Origin of the sequence: Mesorhizobium sp. M0019 (genome assembly GCF_040323975.1) — a bacterium.
Classification (GTDB): Bacteria; Pseudomonadota; Alphaproteobacteria; order Rhizobiales; family Rhizobiaceae; genus Mesorhizobium.
The window spans coordinates 62,705-77,883 of record NZ_JAMYVK010000008.1; the positions used below are offsets into that span (position 1 = coordinate 62,705).

Annotated in this window: 14 protein-coding genes and 1 tRNA gene; 9 read left to right on the top strand and 6 right to left on the bottom strand. The window is 64.0% G+C overall.

All coding sequences use genetic code 11. The features are described from left to right. Nucleotide 1: 1 nt before the first annotated feature. The gene (locus tag NKK47_RS08550; RefSeq protein ID WP_023675381.1) at nt 2–466 is read right to left on the bottom strand and encodes an Hsp20 family protein; all 465 of its coding nucleotides are present in this window, start codon (nt 464–466) and stop codon (nt 2–4) included. A gap of 473 nt (nt 467–939) precedes the next feature. On the opposite strand from NKK47_RS08550, the gene NKK47_RS08555 reads away from it, so the two are divergent. Beyond that, the gene (locus NKK47_RS08555; protein ID WP_352576132.1) at nt 940–1,911 is read left to right on the top strand and encodes an alpha/beta fold hydrolase; all 972 of its coding nucleotides are present in this window, start codon (nt 940–942) and stop codon (nt 1,909–1,911) included. Between the two features lie 20 nt (nt 1,912–1,931). Here the strand turns inward: NKK47_RS08555 and NKK47_RS08560 are convergent, their stop codons facing one another. The 3 genes from NKK47_RS08560 to NKK47_RS08570 all read right to left on the bottom strand — a co-directional run bounded on the left by NKK47_RS08560 (nt 1,932) and on the right by NKK47_RS08570 (nt 4,586). Next, entirely contained in the window at nt 1,932–2,441 is a 510-nt protein-coding gene (locus tag NKK47_RS08560) for a DUF1579 domain-containing protein (RefSeq protein ID WP_352576134.1), read from the bottom strand. A gap of 101 nt (nt 2,442–2,542) precedes the next feature. Then, complete coding sequence (gene hisN / locus NKK47_RS08565; protein ID WP_352576136.1) at nt 2,543–3,316, bottom strand: histidinol-phosphatase; 774 nt, start codon at nt 3,314–3,316, stop codon at nt 2,543–2,545. Between the two features lie 328 nt (nt 3,317–3,644). Further along, a complete protein-coding gene (locus NKK47_RS08570) occupies nt 3,645–4,586 on the bottom strand; it encodes an N-formylglutamate amidohydrolase (RefSeq protein WP_352488728.1) in 942 nt (313 codons plus the stop codon). 153 nt (nt 4,587–4,739) lie between these two features. Here NKK47_RS08570 and cpdR point away from each other — a divergent pair, with 153 nt between their 5' ends. Both cpdR and NKK47_RS08580 read left to right on the top strand, forming a co-directional pair. Then, entirely contained in the window at nt 4,740–5,102 is a 363-nt protein-coding gene (cpdR, locus tag NKK47_RS08575) for a cell cycle two-component system response regulator CpdR (RefSeq protein ID WP_006199474.1), read from the top strand. A gap of 104 nt (nt 5,103–5,206) precedes the next feature. Then, nucleotides 5,207–5,281 (top strand) — tRNA-Val (locus NKK47_RS08580). A gap of 66 nt (nt 5,282–5,347) precedes the next feature. On the opposite strand, the gene fcl is transcribed toward NKK47_RS08580, so the two are convergent. Then, the gene (gene fcl, locus NKK47_RS08585) at nt 5,348–6,310 is read right to left on the bottom strand and encodes a GDP-L-fucose synthase (RefSeq protein ID WP_352568153.1); all 963 of its coding nucleotides are present in this window, start codon (nt 6,308–6,310) and stop codon (nt 5,348–5,350) included. A gap of 163 nt (nt 6,311–6,473) precedes the next feature. Next, a complete protein-coding gene (locus NKK47_RS08590; protein WP_352568154.1) occupies nt 6,474–7,628 on the bottom strand; it encodes a dihydrodipicolinate synthase family protein in 1,155 nt (384 codons plus the stop codon). 241 nt (nt 7,629–7,869) lie between these two features. Between NKK47_RS08590 and NKK47_RS08595 the strand changes: the two genes are divergently transcribed. The 6 genes from NKK47_RS08595 to NKK47_RS08620 are packed head-to-tail and all read left to right on the top strand — an operon-like array spanning nt 7,870 to nt 15,145. Beyond that, nucleotides 7,870–8,925 (top strand): LacI family DNA-binding transcriptional regulator, encoded by a 1,056-nt coding sequence (locus NKK47_RS08595; RefSeq protein ID WP_352454053.1) that lies wholly within the window; start codon nt 7,870–7,872, stop codon nt 8,923–8,925. Further along, nucleotides 8,922–9,938 (top strand): Gfo/Idh/MocA family protein, encoded by a 1,017-nt coding sequence (locus tag NKK47_RS08600; RefSeq protein ID WP_352568156.1) that lies wholly within the window; start codon nt 8,922–8,924, stop codon nt 9,936–9,938. The genes NKK47_RS08595 and NKK47_RS08600 overlap by 4 nt, the downstream gene beginning before the upstream one ends. Beyond that, nucleotides 9,935–11,536 carry an acyl CoA:acetate/3-ketoacid CoA transferase gene (locus NKK47_RS08605; RefSeq protein WP_352576138.1) on the top strand — a complete coding sequence of 534 codons (1,602 nt, stop codon included), beginning with the start codon at nt 9,935–9,937 and terminating at the stop codon, nt 11,534–11,536. The genes NKK47_RS08600 and NKK47_RS08605 overlap by 4 nt, the downstream gene beginning before the upstream one ends. Beyond that, nucleotides 11,529–12,305 carry an enoyl-CoA hydratase/isomerase family protein gene (locus tag NKK47_RS08610; protein WP_352568158.1) on the top strand — a complete coding sequence of 259 codons (777 nt, stop codon included), beginning with the start codon at nt 11,529–11,531 and terminating at the stop codon, nt 12,303–12,305. Before NKK47_RS08605 ends, NKK47_RS08610 begins: the two co-directional genes overlap by 8 nt. Nucleotides 12,306–12,320: 15 nt before the next feature. After that, entirely contained in the window at nt 12,321–13,832 is a 1,512-nt protein-coding gene (locus NKK47_RS08615; protein WP_352576140.1) for an aldehyde dehydrogenase family protein, read from the top strand. A 59-nt stretch (nt 13,833–13,891) separates the two neighbouring features. After that, complete coding sequence (locus NKK47_RS08620; protein ID WP_031194023.1) at nt 13,892–15,145, top strand: ABC transporter substrate-binding protein; 1,254 nt, start codon at nt 13,892–13,894, stop codon at nt 15,143–15,145. The last annotated feature ends 34 nt before the right edge of the window (nt 15,146–15,179 follow it).

Genomic DNA, 15,179 nt, shown 5'->3' on the forward strand with positions numbered 1-15,179 from the left:
CTTAGGCGGCAGTCTTGGCCTCGATCTGCTTGGCCTTGGCCGGAGCCGAGGTGATCGCGATCTTGCGCGGCTTCAGCTCTTCGGGGATGTTGCGCTTGAGGTCGACGAAGAGCAGGCCGTTCTTCAGCGCGGCGCCGACAACCTCGACGTGATCGGCAAGCTGGAAGCGGCGCTCGAAGGCTCGGCTGGCGATACCGCGATAGAGCAGTTCGGAGCCTTCGCCATTGCCTTCCTCCTTGCGCTCACCCTTGACGGTCAGCACATTGCGGTGAGCTTCGATCGAAATCTCATCTTCCGAGAAGCCGGCCACAGCCATCGAGATGCGATAGGCATCCTCGCCCGTGCGCTCGATGTTGTAAGGCGGATACGTCTGGCCTTCCGGCTGCGCAAGCGAATCGAGCATGGTGAACAGCCGGTCAAAACCGACGGTCGAACGGTAGAGCGGGGAAAAATCAACGTGACGCATGGTGTGTTCTCCTGTTGAGCAACAAGGTTGCGTATGGCCGGTGCGAAACCCGTAACGGCGTTCCGGATGGGCCAGCGGCCCCGACATTGGCGACCGCATGACAAATTTGGGAAGCCGGCGACGGCATTTCAAGATTTTCCCGCGTCCGAACGGGACCGGTCCCGGCCCACGTCCCGATGCCGATGAACGGCAGATGAACCGTGGCTTCGGCGAGCGTTCAGCCAGGCGGCACTAAAACTGTTCTCGAGATCACGAACAGGTCGCCGGAAAAGGCGACATGACGAGGCCGAACCGGGTGTAACGTCCCTTCCTCCCGGTCGACAGAGGCCGGAAGCACGCCAAGGCTGCTTCCGGCCTTACTTGTTCGCTGCCTGGGTCGACCTCCCCGGCGTCCCGAATTCCTTTGCTTTTGGCGCATGGGCGTTTATGCCTGATTTGCGCCCATGCCGGCACCGACACCAACCAAACACCGTATGACCGATCTTCTCCACCAGCCCCCTCTCTTCCACGAAACTCCGGGAAATCCGCTGCCGGAAAACACGGCCGGCGGCTTCTTCACCACGCGCGACGGCAAGAAGATCCGCTATGGTCTGTTTGCCGCGGTTAGCCGTCCGATGAAGGGCACCGTGGTCGTCCTGACCGGCCGCAACGAATGCATCGAGAAGTATTTCGAGACCATTCGCAACCTTGCCGACCGGGGTTTTGGCGTGGCAACCCTCGACTGGCGCGGCCAGGGCGCTTCCGACCGGATGATCGGCGACCGACAGCGCGGCTACGTCCAGAGCTTCTTCGACTATACCGGCGATCTGGAGCAGTTCTTCGAAGAGATCGTGCTGCCCGATTGCCGAGGACCCTACTACATACTGGCCCATTCGGCCGGCGCGGTGATCGCGCTGCTCGCCGCGCCCTCGATGGCGAACCGCGTGCGCCGCATGGTGCTGATCGCACCGTTCTTCACCGTGCCGGACCTGCCGGTTTCGGTAAAAACCGTCCGCCGCATCTGTTCGCTGTTCTGCCTTCTCGGCCTTGGCCGACTCTATGCCGCATGGGGGCCGCGGCCCAAGGAATCGGTGCCCTTCGCCATAAACAAGCTGACCAGCGACCCGGAACGCTATCGGCGCAATACGCTGATCTACGAAACCTATCCGCAGCTGGCGCTCGGCGGACCGACGATCTGCTGGCTGAAGGCGGCCACGGAGGCATCCTTGATCGTCAGCGACCCGGATTTCATGGCCAAGATCCAGGTGCCCTTGCTGATGATCGCCGCCGGCGCCGACCAGGTCGTCTCGACCAGGGCAGTCGAAGCCTATGCGAGACGTCTGCGCGTCGGCTCGCTAGTGATGATCGACGGCGCCCGCCATGAGATCCTGCAGGAAGCCGACCTCTATCGCGAGCAGTTGCTTGCGGCATTCGATGCCTTCATCCCCGGAACCGGTGACGTCTGAGCCACATACCTCGTCCGGCTTCAGCTCGTGCGGGCGAAATCCATGATCCAGTTGGTCTCCCATGCCTTGCCGCCGTCCGGCGAAAAGGCCTGCTCCCAGCGCGCCGACCCGTCCGTGATCCGCGACCACAGGAAGCGGACCTGGATCGGCTGGCCGTCGAAGACGTCTTCGCACAGGAACGTGCCGACGCCCGCCACGAAAGTGCCGCGCATCGGAACATCGATGGTCGACGGATTGCGGCCGTCGATCCACCAGATCGACCATTGCCTCGCCGCCGGGTCGAAGGTCCGCAAGGTGGCGGCGCGATAGGGCCCGCCGGGCAATTCAATCCAATTGTCGTCGACATTGCCGAGGCCGCCAAGGATCGGCCGCACGTCGCACGTGCCGCCAAACACATCCCAGTTGCCGTCGCCCTGCAGCCGCTTCTGCAATCTTCGATGGCCGACGGTCCAGCGCCCGAAAAAGAAATCGAAATCGCTCCGCCCGTCCGCCGGAGCATCAGAATGGCTGGCTGCTGGCTGCGTCGACATCTATGGTCCTCCCGGCTGACAGCGTTTCATAGCGCATGCCAACTGACATCAGCCTGTCAGGAGGTATGGCAACGATCTTGCCTGGGCAGCAATGGCCAATCTCAGCCGCGCAGCGCCGCCATCGCGGCTGCGTGCAGCTCTGGTGTCGCCGCTGCCAGAATGTCGCCGCCCTTTTCCGCCGGTCCGCCTTCGAAAGTGGTGATGACGCCGCCCGCCTTCTCGATGATCGGGATCAGCGCGACGATGTCGTAGGGCTTCAATCCGGGATCGGCGACGATATCGACGCTGCCCGCCGCCACCATGGCGAAGGCATAGCAGTCGGTGCCGTAGCGGGCGAGTTGGACCTGTTGCTCGAACAGGTCGTAGCGCAGGCGCGCGTCTCCCTTGAACAGCGCCGGCGTGGTGGTGAACAGCGTCGCCTCGGCGAGATTCGTCGTCTTGCGCGTCGCGAGTCTTCGCGGGCCACCGGGACCTTCATAATGCGAGCCGGAGGCATTGGCGTAGAACAGCTCTCCGGTGAAGGGCTGCGACATCATGCCGGCGACGGCATCGCCGTCGACCGTCAGTCCGACCAGCGTGCCCCATACCGGCAGGCCGGAAATGAAGGCGCGCGTGCCGTCGATCGGATCGATCACCCAGACATGCCGGCTGGAGATGTTTTCGCCGCCATGTTCCTCGCCGAGAATGCCGTGATCGGGGTACTGCGCTGATATCAGCGCCCGGATGGCGCGCTCGGCCTCGCGGTCGGCCTCGGTGACCGGGTCGAAGCTGCCGCGCTCCTTGTTGGTGACCGCGCCCTGGTTGCGGAAGCGCGGCAAGGTCTCGGCTGCGGCGGCACGCGCAATGCGCCGCATGAACTCGATGCTGATGTCCAACTGATTCTCCCGCTCCAGCATGTTTGGAGATACCCGTTTGCCTACGGATTTATGCCGAAACAAAGGCGTTCGGAGCCTTTCGCATGGTGCCAACTGTTGCTCGAATGCAACGCCGCCGTCATGGAAATGCAATTTCCACTTCACAGTGAATTAAAAAAGCCGGAACGCGCCTTGACATTTGTGCAGCGCACAATACGTTTGTTCTCGGACAGGGGTTCCTGTCCATGCCCTCCTTGGGCGTTTCCTCCCTAGACTTCGACCGTGTCGTGCAAACGATGCGGTCTTTTTTTACGCTGCCGCATGAGCGGCGAGTACCGCGATTCCGCGGCTATTCGGCGGCCAGCGGCAGATCCATGAAATTGTGATCGGGCATCGCCATCAGTTCGGCCGAAAACCGCGCCAGATCGTCGGCCAGGGCGTCGAAACCAGCCGATCTCTGGAACGTCCGCTCATTCATGTAGAGCCCGCGATTGACCTCGATCTGCAGCGCATGCAGATGGCGCACGGGGCGGCCATAGTGCTCGGTAATGAAGCCTCCGGCATAGGGCTTGTTGTGGGCGACGCTGTAGCCCATGCCGGTGAGCAGGCCGATCGCCGTCTCGGTCAACGCCGCCGCGGCGGAAATGCCAAAGCGGTCGCCGACGATGAAGTCCGGCCGCAATCCGCTGTCGCCGACCCTTATGCTTGCCGGCATCGAGTGGCAGTCAATCAGCACGGCGTAGCCGAAGCGCGCATGGGTTCTGGTCAAAAGCCGTTTCAGCGTCTCGTGATAGGGCTTGTAGACCGCTTCGATGCGCGCCACGGCTTCCGCCAGCGGCAAGCGGCCGGAATAGATGTCGAGCCCCTCGCCGACCAGCTTGGGCACGGTGCCGAGCCCGCCGGCCACCCGCGCCGAGCGGATGTTGCAGAATGACGGCACCGGTTCGGCGAACATGCGCGGGTCGAGTTCCCACGGCTCCCGGTTGACGTCGAGATAGGCGCGCGGGAAGTTTGCCGCCAGCATCGGCGCCCCGAGCGCGACGGCGCCGCCGAACAATTCCTCGACATAGCAGTCCTCTGAGCGGCGGATGGCGTTGCGGTCCAGCTTGGCCATAGCCATGAACCGGTCCGGATAGTAGCGGCCGCTATGCGGCGAGTTGAAGAGGAAGGGAACGCGCTGTTCGGCGCCCGATCGGATTTCGAAGGGAGGAACGACCGAAAAATCCTCGGCTGCCGTTTTCAATTTGAACGAACCCGGGAATACCAATGCATCATGATAGGAAAGTGCCACCTCGCCGCCCGCATGTCCAGCCGCCGAAGCGCAAGCCAAAACAGGATTGTGCGCCCAACGTTCACTTGATGTTTACCGTCGCCTCCTCATATACAGCATGGTTAACGGGCTTGCCGCACGGCATTGTCGGTTGGGTGATTCGGACGGGACAAGATGGCACGCATTCTGCTGGCGGAAGACGACGACGACATGCGCCGGTTCCTCGTCAAGGCGCTGGAGCGCGCCGGTTATCAGGTCAGCGATTTCGACAATGGCGCCAGTGCCTATGAGCGGCTGCGCGAGGAACCTTTTTCGCTGCTTTTGACCGACATCGTCATGCCCGAGATGGATGGCATCGAGCTCGCCCGTCGCGCCACGGAGATCGATCCCGACCTCAAGGTGATGTTCATCACCGGCTTCGCCGCCGTCGCGCTGAACCCTGATTCCAAGGCGCCGAAAGACGCCAAGGTGCTATCGAAGCCGTTCCACCTGCGCGACCTCGTCAACGAAGTCGAAAAGATGCTGCAGGCCGCCTGACGCGCTTTTTGTCGCGTCTTGACCGACGCCGCAAGCCAGCCATTCTTTCCCCTTTCCCGCTATTGACGTGCAGAACCAAAAATGGTGTATGCGCGGCTTCGGATGGGCGTGTAGCTCAGCGGGAGAGCACTGCATTGACATTGCAGGGGTCACAGGTTCAATCCCTGTCACGCCCACCATCCAGACAATCCCTCAATTGGCCGTCGGTATTTTTCGTCGACTGACGTTCCCGGCCTATACCGGCCTCAGGCGGCGCCGAGGCGGAGATCGCCGCTCTCGACGTGCTCCAGAAACCACGCATAGGTCTGTTCCAATCCGCTGCGCAGCGAATAGCGCGGGCGCCAGCCGGTGGCGAACAGACGCGACACGTCCATCAGCTTGCGCGGCGTGCCGTCCGGCTTCGTCGCATCGAACGTTATCGCGGCATCGGCGCCGGCGACCGACACGATGGTGCGGGCAAGGTCGGCAATGGTGATGTCTTCCCCAGAGCCGACATTGATGTGGCTGTCGCCCGAATAATTCTTCAGCAGCCAGACCAGCGCGTCGGCGGCGTCGTCGACATGCAGGAATTCACGCATCGGCGTGCCCGATCCCCACACCTCCAGGCTCTTGCGGCCGGCGCGCCTGGCCTCGTGCGCCTTGCGCATCAGAGCGGGCACGACATGGCTGGAATTGAGGTCGAAATTGTCGCCCGGACCGTAGAGATTGGTCGGCATCGCCGAGATGTAGTCGACGCCGTACTGGCGCCGATAGGCCTGGCACAGTTTCAGCCCGGCGATCTTGGCGATCGCATACCATTCGTTGGTGGGCTCGAGCGGCCCGGTCAGCAAGGCGTCCTCGGAGATCGGCTGCGCCGCGAATTTGGGATAGATGCAGGATGAACCGAGAAACAGCAGCTTCTGCACCTCGTTGCGGAAGGCGCTGTCGATGACATTGTTCTGCATGACGAGATTGTCCTGCAGGAAATCGACGGGAAGCCTGTTGTTGGCCAGGATACCGCCGACCTTGGCCGCCGCCATCACCACTGCATCCGGCTTGCGGTCGGCCATCCAGCGCCGCACGCCGGCCTGGTCGAGAAGATCGAGCTCGGCGCGCGAGGCGGTCATAACCTCGCAATCCTCGTCGGCCAATCGGCGCAGGATGGCCGAGCCGACCATGCCGCGATGTCCGGCCACGAAAACGCGCTTGCCCTGAAGGTCGAAGGTCATCAGCTTACCCCAATGCAGAACGGCAGCTTTTTGCCAGTTGGCCGGCGGAGCGCCGGATCGGCTTCTCTGTTGCCGGACGCATACCGCATACAGATTTGCCCAGACAAGGCAAATCGCAAAGCCACCCGAAGCAACCTTTGATCGGATGCTGTAGCGCTCGCGATCAGACGCCCGCTACCGCGCAGAGGCTTGTCATTCTGGCAATGGCAAGCTCGGGGTCGGCCAGCAACCCTGCCTGGTCGGCAAGGCGAAAGACATCGGAATAGTGACGGATGCCGCGCGCCGATTGCATGCCGCCGATCATCGAAAAATGCTCCTGGTGGCCGTTCAGCCATGCCATGAAGACGATGCCGGCCTTGTAATATTCGGTCGGCACCTCGAAGATTTTGCGCGACAGCGGCACTGTCGGCGCCATCAGCGCGTCATAGCCGGCGCGGTCGCCGTCGGCCAGCTTTGCCAGCGCTGCATTGGCGACCGGCGCGATCGCATCGAAAATGCCGAGCAGCGCGTGCGAATGTCTGTCGCCGTCGCCGGCGATCAGCTCGGGGTAATTGAAATCGTCGCCGGTGAACATCAGCACGCCCTCGGGCAGCCGGTCCCTGAGCGCAATCTCCTTGCCGACATCGAGCAGCGATATCTTTATGCCTTCGACCTTGCCGGCATGGCGTTCGATGATCGCGACCACCGTCTCCAGCGCAGTTTCGAAGTCGCTGCTGCCCCAGTAGCCTTTCAGCGCCGGGTCGAACATGTCGCCCAGCCAGTGCAGGATGACCTTGCCGGAGGCCTGGGACAGGATGCGGTCGTAGACGCCGATATAGTCGTCGGGGCCTTTGGCGACCGCCGCAAGCGCCCGGCTGGCCATCATGATCGCCTTGCCGCCAAGCCCTTCGATGAAGCCGAGCTGTTCTTCATAGGCCGCGATGACATCGTCTAGCCTGCTGGCGCCCCCCGGCGCCAGATGGTCGGTGCCGGCGCCCGACGCAAGATCGGCGCCTTCGACGCTGCGCGCCTCGGCGATCGAGCGGCGGATCAATTCCTTGGCATTCGCCCAGTCGAAACCCATGCCGCGCTGAGAGGTGTCCATCGCTTCGGCGACACGGAAGCCAAGCCGCCAGAGGTGATGGCGAAACGCCATCGTCTTGTCCCAGTCGACCGCGGGCCTCGACCACGGATCGGTCATGGCGCGGGGATCGGCAACGACATGGGCGGCGGCGTAGGCGATGCGCGAGAAGCGAGCGCCGGCCACAGGCTGCACCGGCTGGCCGACAAGCCGGTAGCGGACACGGCCGGCGCCTTCCCCGGGCAAGGTGATGTCCATGGCTCTCTCCCTTACCAACGCCTATTAACTGGAACGTTCCAACAAATCAAGATATTTTGCCGCCCTGCCTCGTGCAGCAAAAATTGCTGCATCGCAGCAGCCGCAAGCCTGCTTGCCGGAGGATTGCGCCACCGAGCCGCATTTTTCGGGGTTCGCAAAAACGCGATTGACTCAAATGCGCCCCAGGGATTAGATCGTTCCAATAAAATCGCACAAGAAACCACCGGGAGGACAGATCTGGATGGCCAGCCGGGCCAAGGCAACGATACTCGACATAGCCCGTGAGGCGGGCGTGTCCAAATCGACGGTATCGCTGGTGCTGCAAGGCAGCGGGCTGATCCGGCCCGAAACCGCGCTCAAGGTGCGCAAGGCGATCGAGGACGTCGGCTATGTCTACAATCGCGGCGCCGCCAATCTGCGCAAGGCCCATTCCAACGTCATCGGCATGGTCATCAACGATCTCACCAATCCGTTTTTCGCCGAGCTCGCGGTCGGCATGGAGCGCGTCTTCCAGTCGGCCGGCGTCGTGCCTTTCATCGCCAATACGGCTGAAAACCCGGTGCGCCAGGAAGAGGTTCTGAAATCGTTGATGGAGCAGGGTGTCGCCGGGCTCGTCGTGTCGCCGGCGCGCGGCACCACGCCTGGCGCGTTCCGTCGCCTTGAGACCGCAGGCGTTCCGGTCGTCTTCGTCATGCGCCGGCTTCCCGAAAGCCGTATCCCGGTGATCACGCCCGACAATCATCGCGGCGCCTATCTCGCCACCGCCCATCTGATCGGCAAGGGCCATCGCCGGCTGGCCTTCTTCGGCGGCTCGTCCGACCTTGTCGTCTATCACGAGCGCCTGGGCGGCTTTCGCGAGGCCTGTGAAGCGCTCGGCATCGAACCGGCCGACAGGCTGGTCTTCGAGGGCGAAACCAGCCGCAAGGGCGGTATTGCCTGCCTGGAAACCGCACTTGCCATGGCCGCGCCGCCGACCGCGGCCCTTTGCTTCAACGATGCGGTCGCCTTCGGCGTCTTGCTGGCGCTGCGCAAGCGCGGCCTGGAACCCGGCGCGGACTTTGCCGTCGTCGGCTTCGACGACGTCGCCGAGGCCGAGCACTATATGCCGGCGCTGACCAGCGTCGCGGTGAACACCGCCGGCCTCGGCGAGCGCGCCGCCCATGTCGTGCTGAAGATGATCCAATCGCGCACCACGCGCGCCGAGGATCATATCGGCGCCGTCAACCTCGTGGTCAGGGAAAGCTGCGGCCCCGATCGCAACGAGCATGGCTGTGCAGGAATGGGAGACGCGGCATGACCGTCAGTTGGGGGCTGATCGGCGCCAGCACGATCGCAAGACAGTTCATGATCGGCGCCATCCGCGCGCAGAAGGACGGCGAGATCGCCGCGGTGATGAGCTCCAGCCCGGAGCGCGCCGCCACTTACGCCAGTGAAAACCGCATTCCGGCGGCGGTCTCGACGCTCGACGCCCTGCTCAAATCCGATATCGACGCCGTCTACATCTCGACCACTAACGAATTGCATCTCGAACAGGCACTCGCCGCCATCGAGGCGGGAAAGCATGTGCTGTGCGAAAAGCCGCTGGCGCTGACCAGCGCCGACGCGCGCAAGATGGTCGCGGCGGCCAGGGCCGCCGGCGTCGTGCTCGGCACCAATCACCATCTGCGCAATGCCGGCTCGCATCGGGCGATGCGCGAAGCGATCGCTGCCGGCCGCATCGGCAGGCTGATCGCCGCGCGCGTCTTCCACTCCGTCTATCTGCCGGAAAACCTGCAGGGCTGGCGCATCACCAGGCCGGACGCCGGCGGCGGCGTGGTGCTCGACATCACCGTCCACGATGCCGACACGCTGCGCTTCGTGCTCGGCGACGATCCCGTCGAGATCTCGGCATTCACGCAGTCGGCCGGCATGGCCGCCGGCGGACTGGAAGACGGCGCCATGTGCCTCTGGCGCTTCGCATCGGGCGTCATCGCCCAATCGCATGAGGGCTTCACGACAAAATTCGCCGGCACCGGCTTCGAGGTGCATGGCAGCGAAGGCTCGCTGATCGCCAAAAATGTGATGACGCAGAAGCCGGTCGGCTCGGTCTTGCTTCGCACGGCACAGGGCGAGGAGGAATTGAGCTTCGACCGCGAAGACCTCTATGCCCGTTCGCTGCGCGAATTCCACGCAGCGATCCGTGGCGACGGCCAGCCGTCCGCCACCGGCGAGGACGGCGTCTGGTCGCTGACATCAGCCGAGGCGGCATTGCAATCGGCCAGGTCCGGAAACGCCGTTGCCATCGACCCGAAGCTCGGGAGCGCCGCGTGAGCAAGCTCGTTTCAGCGGCTGAAGCTGCCGGCCTGATCAGGGATGGCATGGTCGTTTCCGTGTCATCGTCGAGCGGCCTCGGCTGTCCGGATGCGGTGCTGGCTGCCGTCGGCGAGCGCTTCGACGCGGAAGGCCATCCCAGGGACATCACGACGCTGCATCCGATCGCCGCCGGTGACATGTACGGCATCAAGGGCATCGACCATCTAGCCAAGCCCGGCCTGTTGAAGCGCACTTTGTGCGGCTCCTATCCGTCCGGGCCGTCATCGTCGGAACCGCCGCAGATCTGGAAGATGATCGGCGACAATTCGGTCGCCGCCTATAACGTGCCGTCCGGCATCCTGTTCGACATGCATCGCGAGGCCGCGGCCAAGCGCCCCGGCGTGCTGACCAAGGTCGGGCTCGATACCTTTGCCGACCCGCGCCATCAGGGTTGCGCCATGAATGCTGCCGCCAGCGAGCCGATCGTTTCGGTGCAGCAGTTCGACGGCGAGGAATGGCTCTATTTCCGCTCGATCGTACCGCAGGTCGCGATCATCCGCGCCACCACGGCGGACGAGCGCGGCAACCTTACCTATGAGCATGAGGGTGCCTATCTCGGCGGCCTCGAACAGGCGCTGGCCGCCCGCAACAATGGCGGCATCGTCATCGCGCAGGTCAAGCACGTCGTCGCGAACGGCACGCTGAAGCCGCACGATGTGCGCGTGCCCGGCGTGCTGGTCGACCATATCGTGGTGGCGCCCGACCAGTTGCAGACGACGCTGACGCCTTACGATCCGGCCATCTCCGGCGAGATCTTCCGGCCACTGTCGAGCTTTCGCAACGCCGAGATGAACGTCCAGAAGGTCATTGCGCGCCGCGTCGCCATGGAGCTTGCCGACGGCATGGCGGTCAATATCGGCTTCGGCATCTCGGCCAATGTGCCGCGCATCCTGCTCGAGGAAGGCCAGCACGGCAAGGTCACCTGGGTCATCGAACAGGGCGCGGTCGGCGGCGTGCCGCTGCTCGATTTCAAGTTCGGCTGCTCGTCGAATGCCGACGCCTTCATGCCTTCGCCGCACCAGTTCATCTATTTCCAGGCCGGCGGCTTCGACGCCTCGCTGCTGTCCTTCCTGCAGATCGACCGCCACGGCTCTGTCAATGTCTCGAAGCTTTCGGCGCGGCCGCATGTCACCGCCGGCGCCGGCGGCTTCGTCGACATCACCGCGCGGGCGAAGAAGATCGTCTTTTCCGGTTTCTTCAATGCCGGCGCCAAGTTGTCGCTTGCCGGTGGCGGCATCCGCATCGACCAGGAGGGCAAGGTCAAGAAAGTCGTCGGCGAGGTCGAGCATATCTCCTTCTCGGGCAAGCGTGCCGTCGCGCAGGGACAGGATATCACCTATGTCACCGAGCGCTGCGTGATGAAGCTGACGCCTGCGGGGCTGATGGTGACCGAGTTGGCGCCGGGCATCGACCTCGAGCGCGATGTGCTGGCGCAGGCCGAGATCCCGCTCGCCGTCGCCAACGACCTGAAAGTGACGCCGGATGCGCTCTACCGGGACCGGCCGATCGGCCTATCGCTCAATGGCGGCGCGTCGCTTGGAGGCGCACATGGCTGAGCGTCTGGTAACCTTTGAAACCGACGGCGCCATCGGCATTGTCACGCTGCGCCGGCCGGAGAAATTCAACGCGCTCGATATTCCGATGCTGCGGGCGCTGGAAGCGGCACTCGACGAGGCCGAGACAGCAACCGGCGTCCGCGTCGTGCTGGTCTGCGGCGAAGGCAAGGGCTTTTGCGCCGGCGGCGACGTCGAGGCTTGGGCAGAAATGAGCGCTGCCGATTTCCAGGTGCAATGGGTGCGCTACGGCCACCGCGTCTTCGACCGGCTGGCGCGGCTGCGGCAGCCGACGATCGCCGTTCTTGCCGGCCATGCGCTGGGCGGCGGGCTGGAACTGGCGGCGGCTTGCGACTTTCGCGTGGCGGAAACGCAGGTGAAGTTGGGGTTCCCCGAAACCTCGATCGGCGTCGTTCCCGGCTGGTCCGGCACCCAGCGCGCCGTGCGCCGCTTCGGCGCGCAGGCAGTGCGGCGGATGGCGCTCGGCGGCGAGGTGTTTCTGGCTACCGAGGCTCTTGCTCTGGGGATTGTCGACCGGGTGGTCGAGACCGGCAAGGCGTTCGCCGAAGCCAAGGCCTGGGCCGGCAAGATCGCCGAGCGCGGCCCGCTCGCGACCGAAGCCGCCAAGCTGATGATTACAATCGCCGAGGGCGAAGAGAGTGCTGCCGCGACCGAAGCGCTGGCCAGCGGCTTCATCGCGCTGACAAGCGATCTCAGGACCGGCGTCGAGGCTTTCAAGACCAAGCAGAAGCCGGCGTTCTCAAGATCTTAGGAACCTGGAAATCACATGAACGCACCCCTCAACATCGCCATGCCCGCCGAGGCAGCCGCAGCGCCGAAAAGGTACCGGCTGCTGATCGGCGGCAGGTTCATCGACGCCCAGGACGGCCGCACGCTGGAGCGCAGCAGCCCCGGCCACGGCTTCACCGTCTCGCGCTATGCACAGGCCGGCGCGGCGGACGTAGAGGCGGCGGTTCAGGCCGCGCACAAGGCCTTCGAGACCGGCCCGTGGCCGCGCATGAAGGCAGCCGAACGCGCCGCGATCCTGCTCAAAGCTGCTGACCTGATCGAGGCGCGGCTGGACGAGATTGCCCGGCTCGACGCACTGGAATCCGGCAAGCCGATTGCGCAGGCGCGCGGCGAGATCGGCGGCGCCGTCGATATCTGGCGCTATGCCGCGGCACTTGCCCGCACGCTTCACGGCGAAAGCTACGCCAATCTCGGCGACGCCATGCTCGGCGTCGTGCTGCGCGAACCGATCGGCGTCGTTTCCATCATCACGCCGTGGAATTTCCCGTTCCTTATCGTCAGCCAGAAACTACCCTTCGCGCTCGCCGCCGGCTGCACGGCGGTGGTCAAGCCGAGCGAGATGACCTCGGCCTCGACTTTCGTGCTCGGCGAGATACTGATGCAGGCCGGCTTGCCGGACGGCGTCGTCAACATCCTTGCCGGGTTGGGCGCCGATGTCGGCGCACCGATGGTCAGCCATCCGCTGGTCGAGATGGTGTCGTTCACCGGCTCCACCCGCGTCGGCAAGATGACCATGGCGTCTGCCGCCAACTCGCTGAAGAAAGTCGCGATGGAGCTCGGCGGCAAGAACGGCCAGATCGTCTTTCCCGATGCCGACCTCGAGGCCGCCGCCGACGCGGCGGTGTTCGGCGGCTTCTTCAATGCCGGCGAATGCTGCAATGCCGGCAGCCGGCTGATCGTCCATGAGGCGATCGCCGACGAGTTCCTCGGCGCCGTCAAAGCCCTCACCGCCAAGGTGGTTGTCGGCGACCCGCTCGACGACCGCACCAAGGTCGGCGCGATGATCTCCGCCGACCATATGGCCAAGGTCACCGGCTACGTGACGGCAGCGGAAAACGGCGGCGGCCGGATCTGTAGCGGCGGCAATCAGCTTGCTTCGAGCGCCGGCCAGTATCTTGATCCGACCATCGTTCGCGATGTCACCGAAGACATGGCCATTGCACGCGAGGAAGTGTTCGGTCCGGTGCTCTCGGTGCTGACTTTTGAATCGATTGAAAGGGCGTTGCACATCGCCAACAACACGCCCTATGGTCTGTCGGCGGGCGTGTGGAGCGCCAGCATCGATACCTGCATGTCGGTGGCGCGGAATGTGCGTTCGGGAACCGTTTGGGTGAACACGTTCATGGAGGGTTACCCCGAGCTGCCTTTCGGCGGCTACAAGCAGTCCGGTCTCGGACGCGAACTCGGCAAGCGCGCCGTCGAGGATTATACCGAGGAAAAGACAATCCAGTTTCATCGCGGCCAGCGCACCGGATGGTGGGTCGGCTGAGTTGGGAAGAACCCGGTGGGCATCCGCCGGTCGTGTAAGTTCAACAAGGGAGGAAGTACATGTTGCGCAAACTGCTTATCGGGACGGCTCTCGCATCGGGCGTTGCGTTCGCGGCCCATGCCGAGGACGTCAAGGAAGTCCAGATGCTGCATTGGTGGACGTCGGGCGGCGAAGCTGCCGCTCTGAACGTGCTCAAGCAGGATCTGGCCAAGGAAGGCTTTGCCTGGAAGGACGTGCCGGTGGCCGGCGGCGGCGGCGACGCTGCCATGACCGCGCTGAAGGCGATGGTGGCAGCGGGCAACTACCCGACCGCCTCGCAGATGCTTGGCTATACCGTGCTCGATTACGCCGCAGCCGGCGTTATGGGCGACCTGACCGAGACGGCGATAAAGGAAGGCTGGGACAAGTCCGTTCCCGCGGCCCTGCAGAAATTCTCCGTCTATGATGGCAAGTGGGTCGCGGCTCCGGTCAACGTCCACTCGGTCAACTGGCTATGGATCAACAAGGCGGTGATGGACAAGATCGGCGGCACCGAGCCCAAGACCTTCGACGACTTCATTGCGTTGCTGGACAAAGCCAAGGCGGCGGGCGTCATCCCGCTCGCGCTGGGCGGCCAGAACTGGCAGGAAGCGACAATGTTCGACTCAGTCGTGCTGTCGACCGGCGGGCCTGAGTTCTACAAGAAGGCCTTCAACGACCTCGACGAGGAGTCGCTGAAGTCCGACACGATGAAGAAGTCGTTCGACAATCTCGCCAAGCTCGTCACCTATGTCGACCCGAACTTCTCGGGCCGGGACTGGAACCTCGCCACCGCCATGGTCATCAAGGGCGATGCGCTGGTGCAGGTGATGGGTGACTGGGCCAAGGGCGAATTCAACGCCGCCAAGAAGGTCCCGGGCACCGACTTCCTGTGCTACCGCTTCCCGGGCACCGACGGCAGCGTCGTCTACAACTCCGACATGTTCGGCATGTTCAACGTTCCGGAGGACCGCAAGGCCGCCCAGATCGCCCTGGCCACCGCCACGCTGTCGAAGAGCTTCCAGTCGGCCTTCAACGTCGTCAAGGGCTCTGTTCCGGCCCGCACCGACGTGCCGGACACCGATTTCGACGCTTGCGGCAAGAAGGGCATGGCCGACCTGAAGGCCGCCAATGAAGGCGGCACGCTGTTCGGTTCGCTGGCGCAGGGCTATGGCGCGCCTCCCGCGGTTGCCAACGCCTACAAGGATGTCGTCTCGAAATTCGTGCACGGCCAGATCAAGACCTCAGACGAGGCCGTGACCCAACTGGTCAGCGCGATCGAAGACGCCAAGTAAGGCACCCGCCCATGTGAATGATCTCCCCGGCGCA

Bases quoted from the DNA above. Each gene is read 5' to 3' on its own strand.
- NKK47_RS08550 (WP_023675381.1), bottom strand. From the start codon at position 466: ATGCGTCACGTTGATTTTTCCCCGCTCTACCGTTCGACCGTCGGTTTT.
- NKK47_RS08555 (WP_352576132.1), top strand. From the start codon at position 940: ATGACCGATCTTCTCCACCAGCCCCCTCTCTTCCACGAAACTCCGGGA.
- NKK47_RS08560 (WP_352576134.1), bottom strand. From the start codon at position 2,441: ATGTCGACGCAGCCAGCAGCCAGCCATTCTGATGCTCCGGCGGACGGG.
- cpdR (WP_006199474.1), top strand. From the start codon at position 4,740: ATGGCACGCATTCTGCTGGCGGAAGACGACGACGACATGCGCCGGTTC.
- fcl (WP_352568153.1), bottom strand. From the start codon at position 6,310: ATGACCTTCGACCTTCAGGGCAAGCGCGTTTTCGTGGCCGGACATCGC.
- NKK47_RS08590 (WP_352568154.1), bottom strand. From the start codon at position 7,628: ATGGACATCACCTTGCCCGGGGAAGGCGCCGGCCGTGTCCGCTACCGG.
- NKK47_RS08595 (WP_352454053.1), top strand. From the start codon at position 7,870: ATGGCCAGCCGGGCCAAGGCAACGATACTCGACATAGCCCGTGAGGCG.
- NKK47_RS08600 (WP_352568156.1), top strand. From the start codon at position 8,922: ATGACCGTCAGTTGGGGGCTGATCGGCGCCAGCACGATCGCAAGACAG.
- NKK47_RS08610 (WP_352568158.1), top strand. From the start codon at position 11,529: ATGGCTGAGCGTCTGGTAACCTTTGAAACCGACGGCGCCATCGGCATT.
- NKK47_RS08615 (WP_352576140.1), top strand. From the start codon at position 12,321: ATGAACGCACCCCTCAACATCGCCATGCCCGCCGAGGCAGCCGCAGCG.
- NKK47_RS08620 (WP_031194023.1), top strand. From the start codon at position 13,892: ATGTTGCGCAAACTGCTTATCGGGACGGCTCTCGCATCGGGCGTTGCG.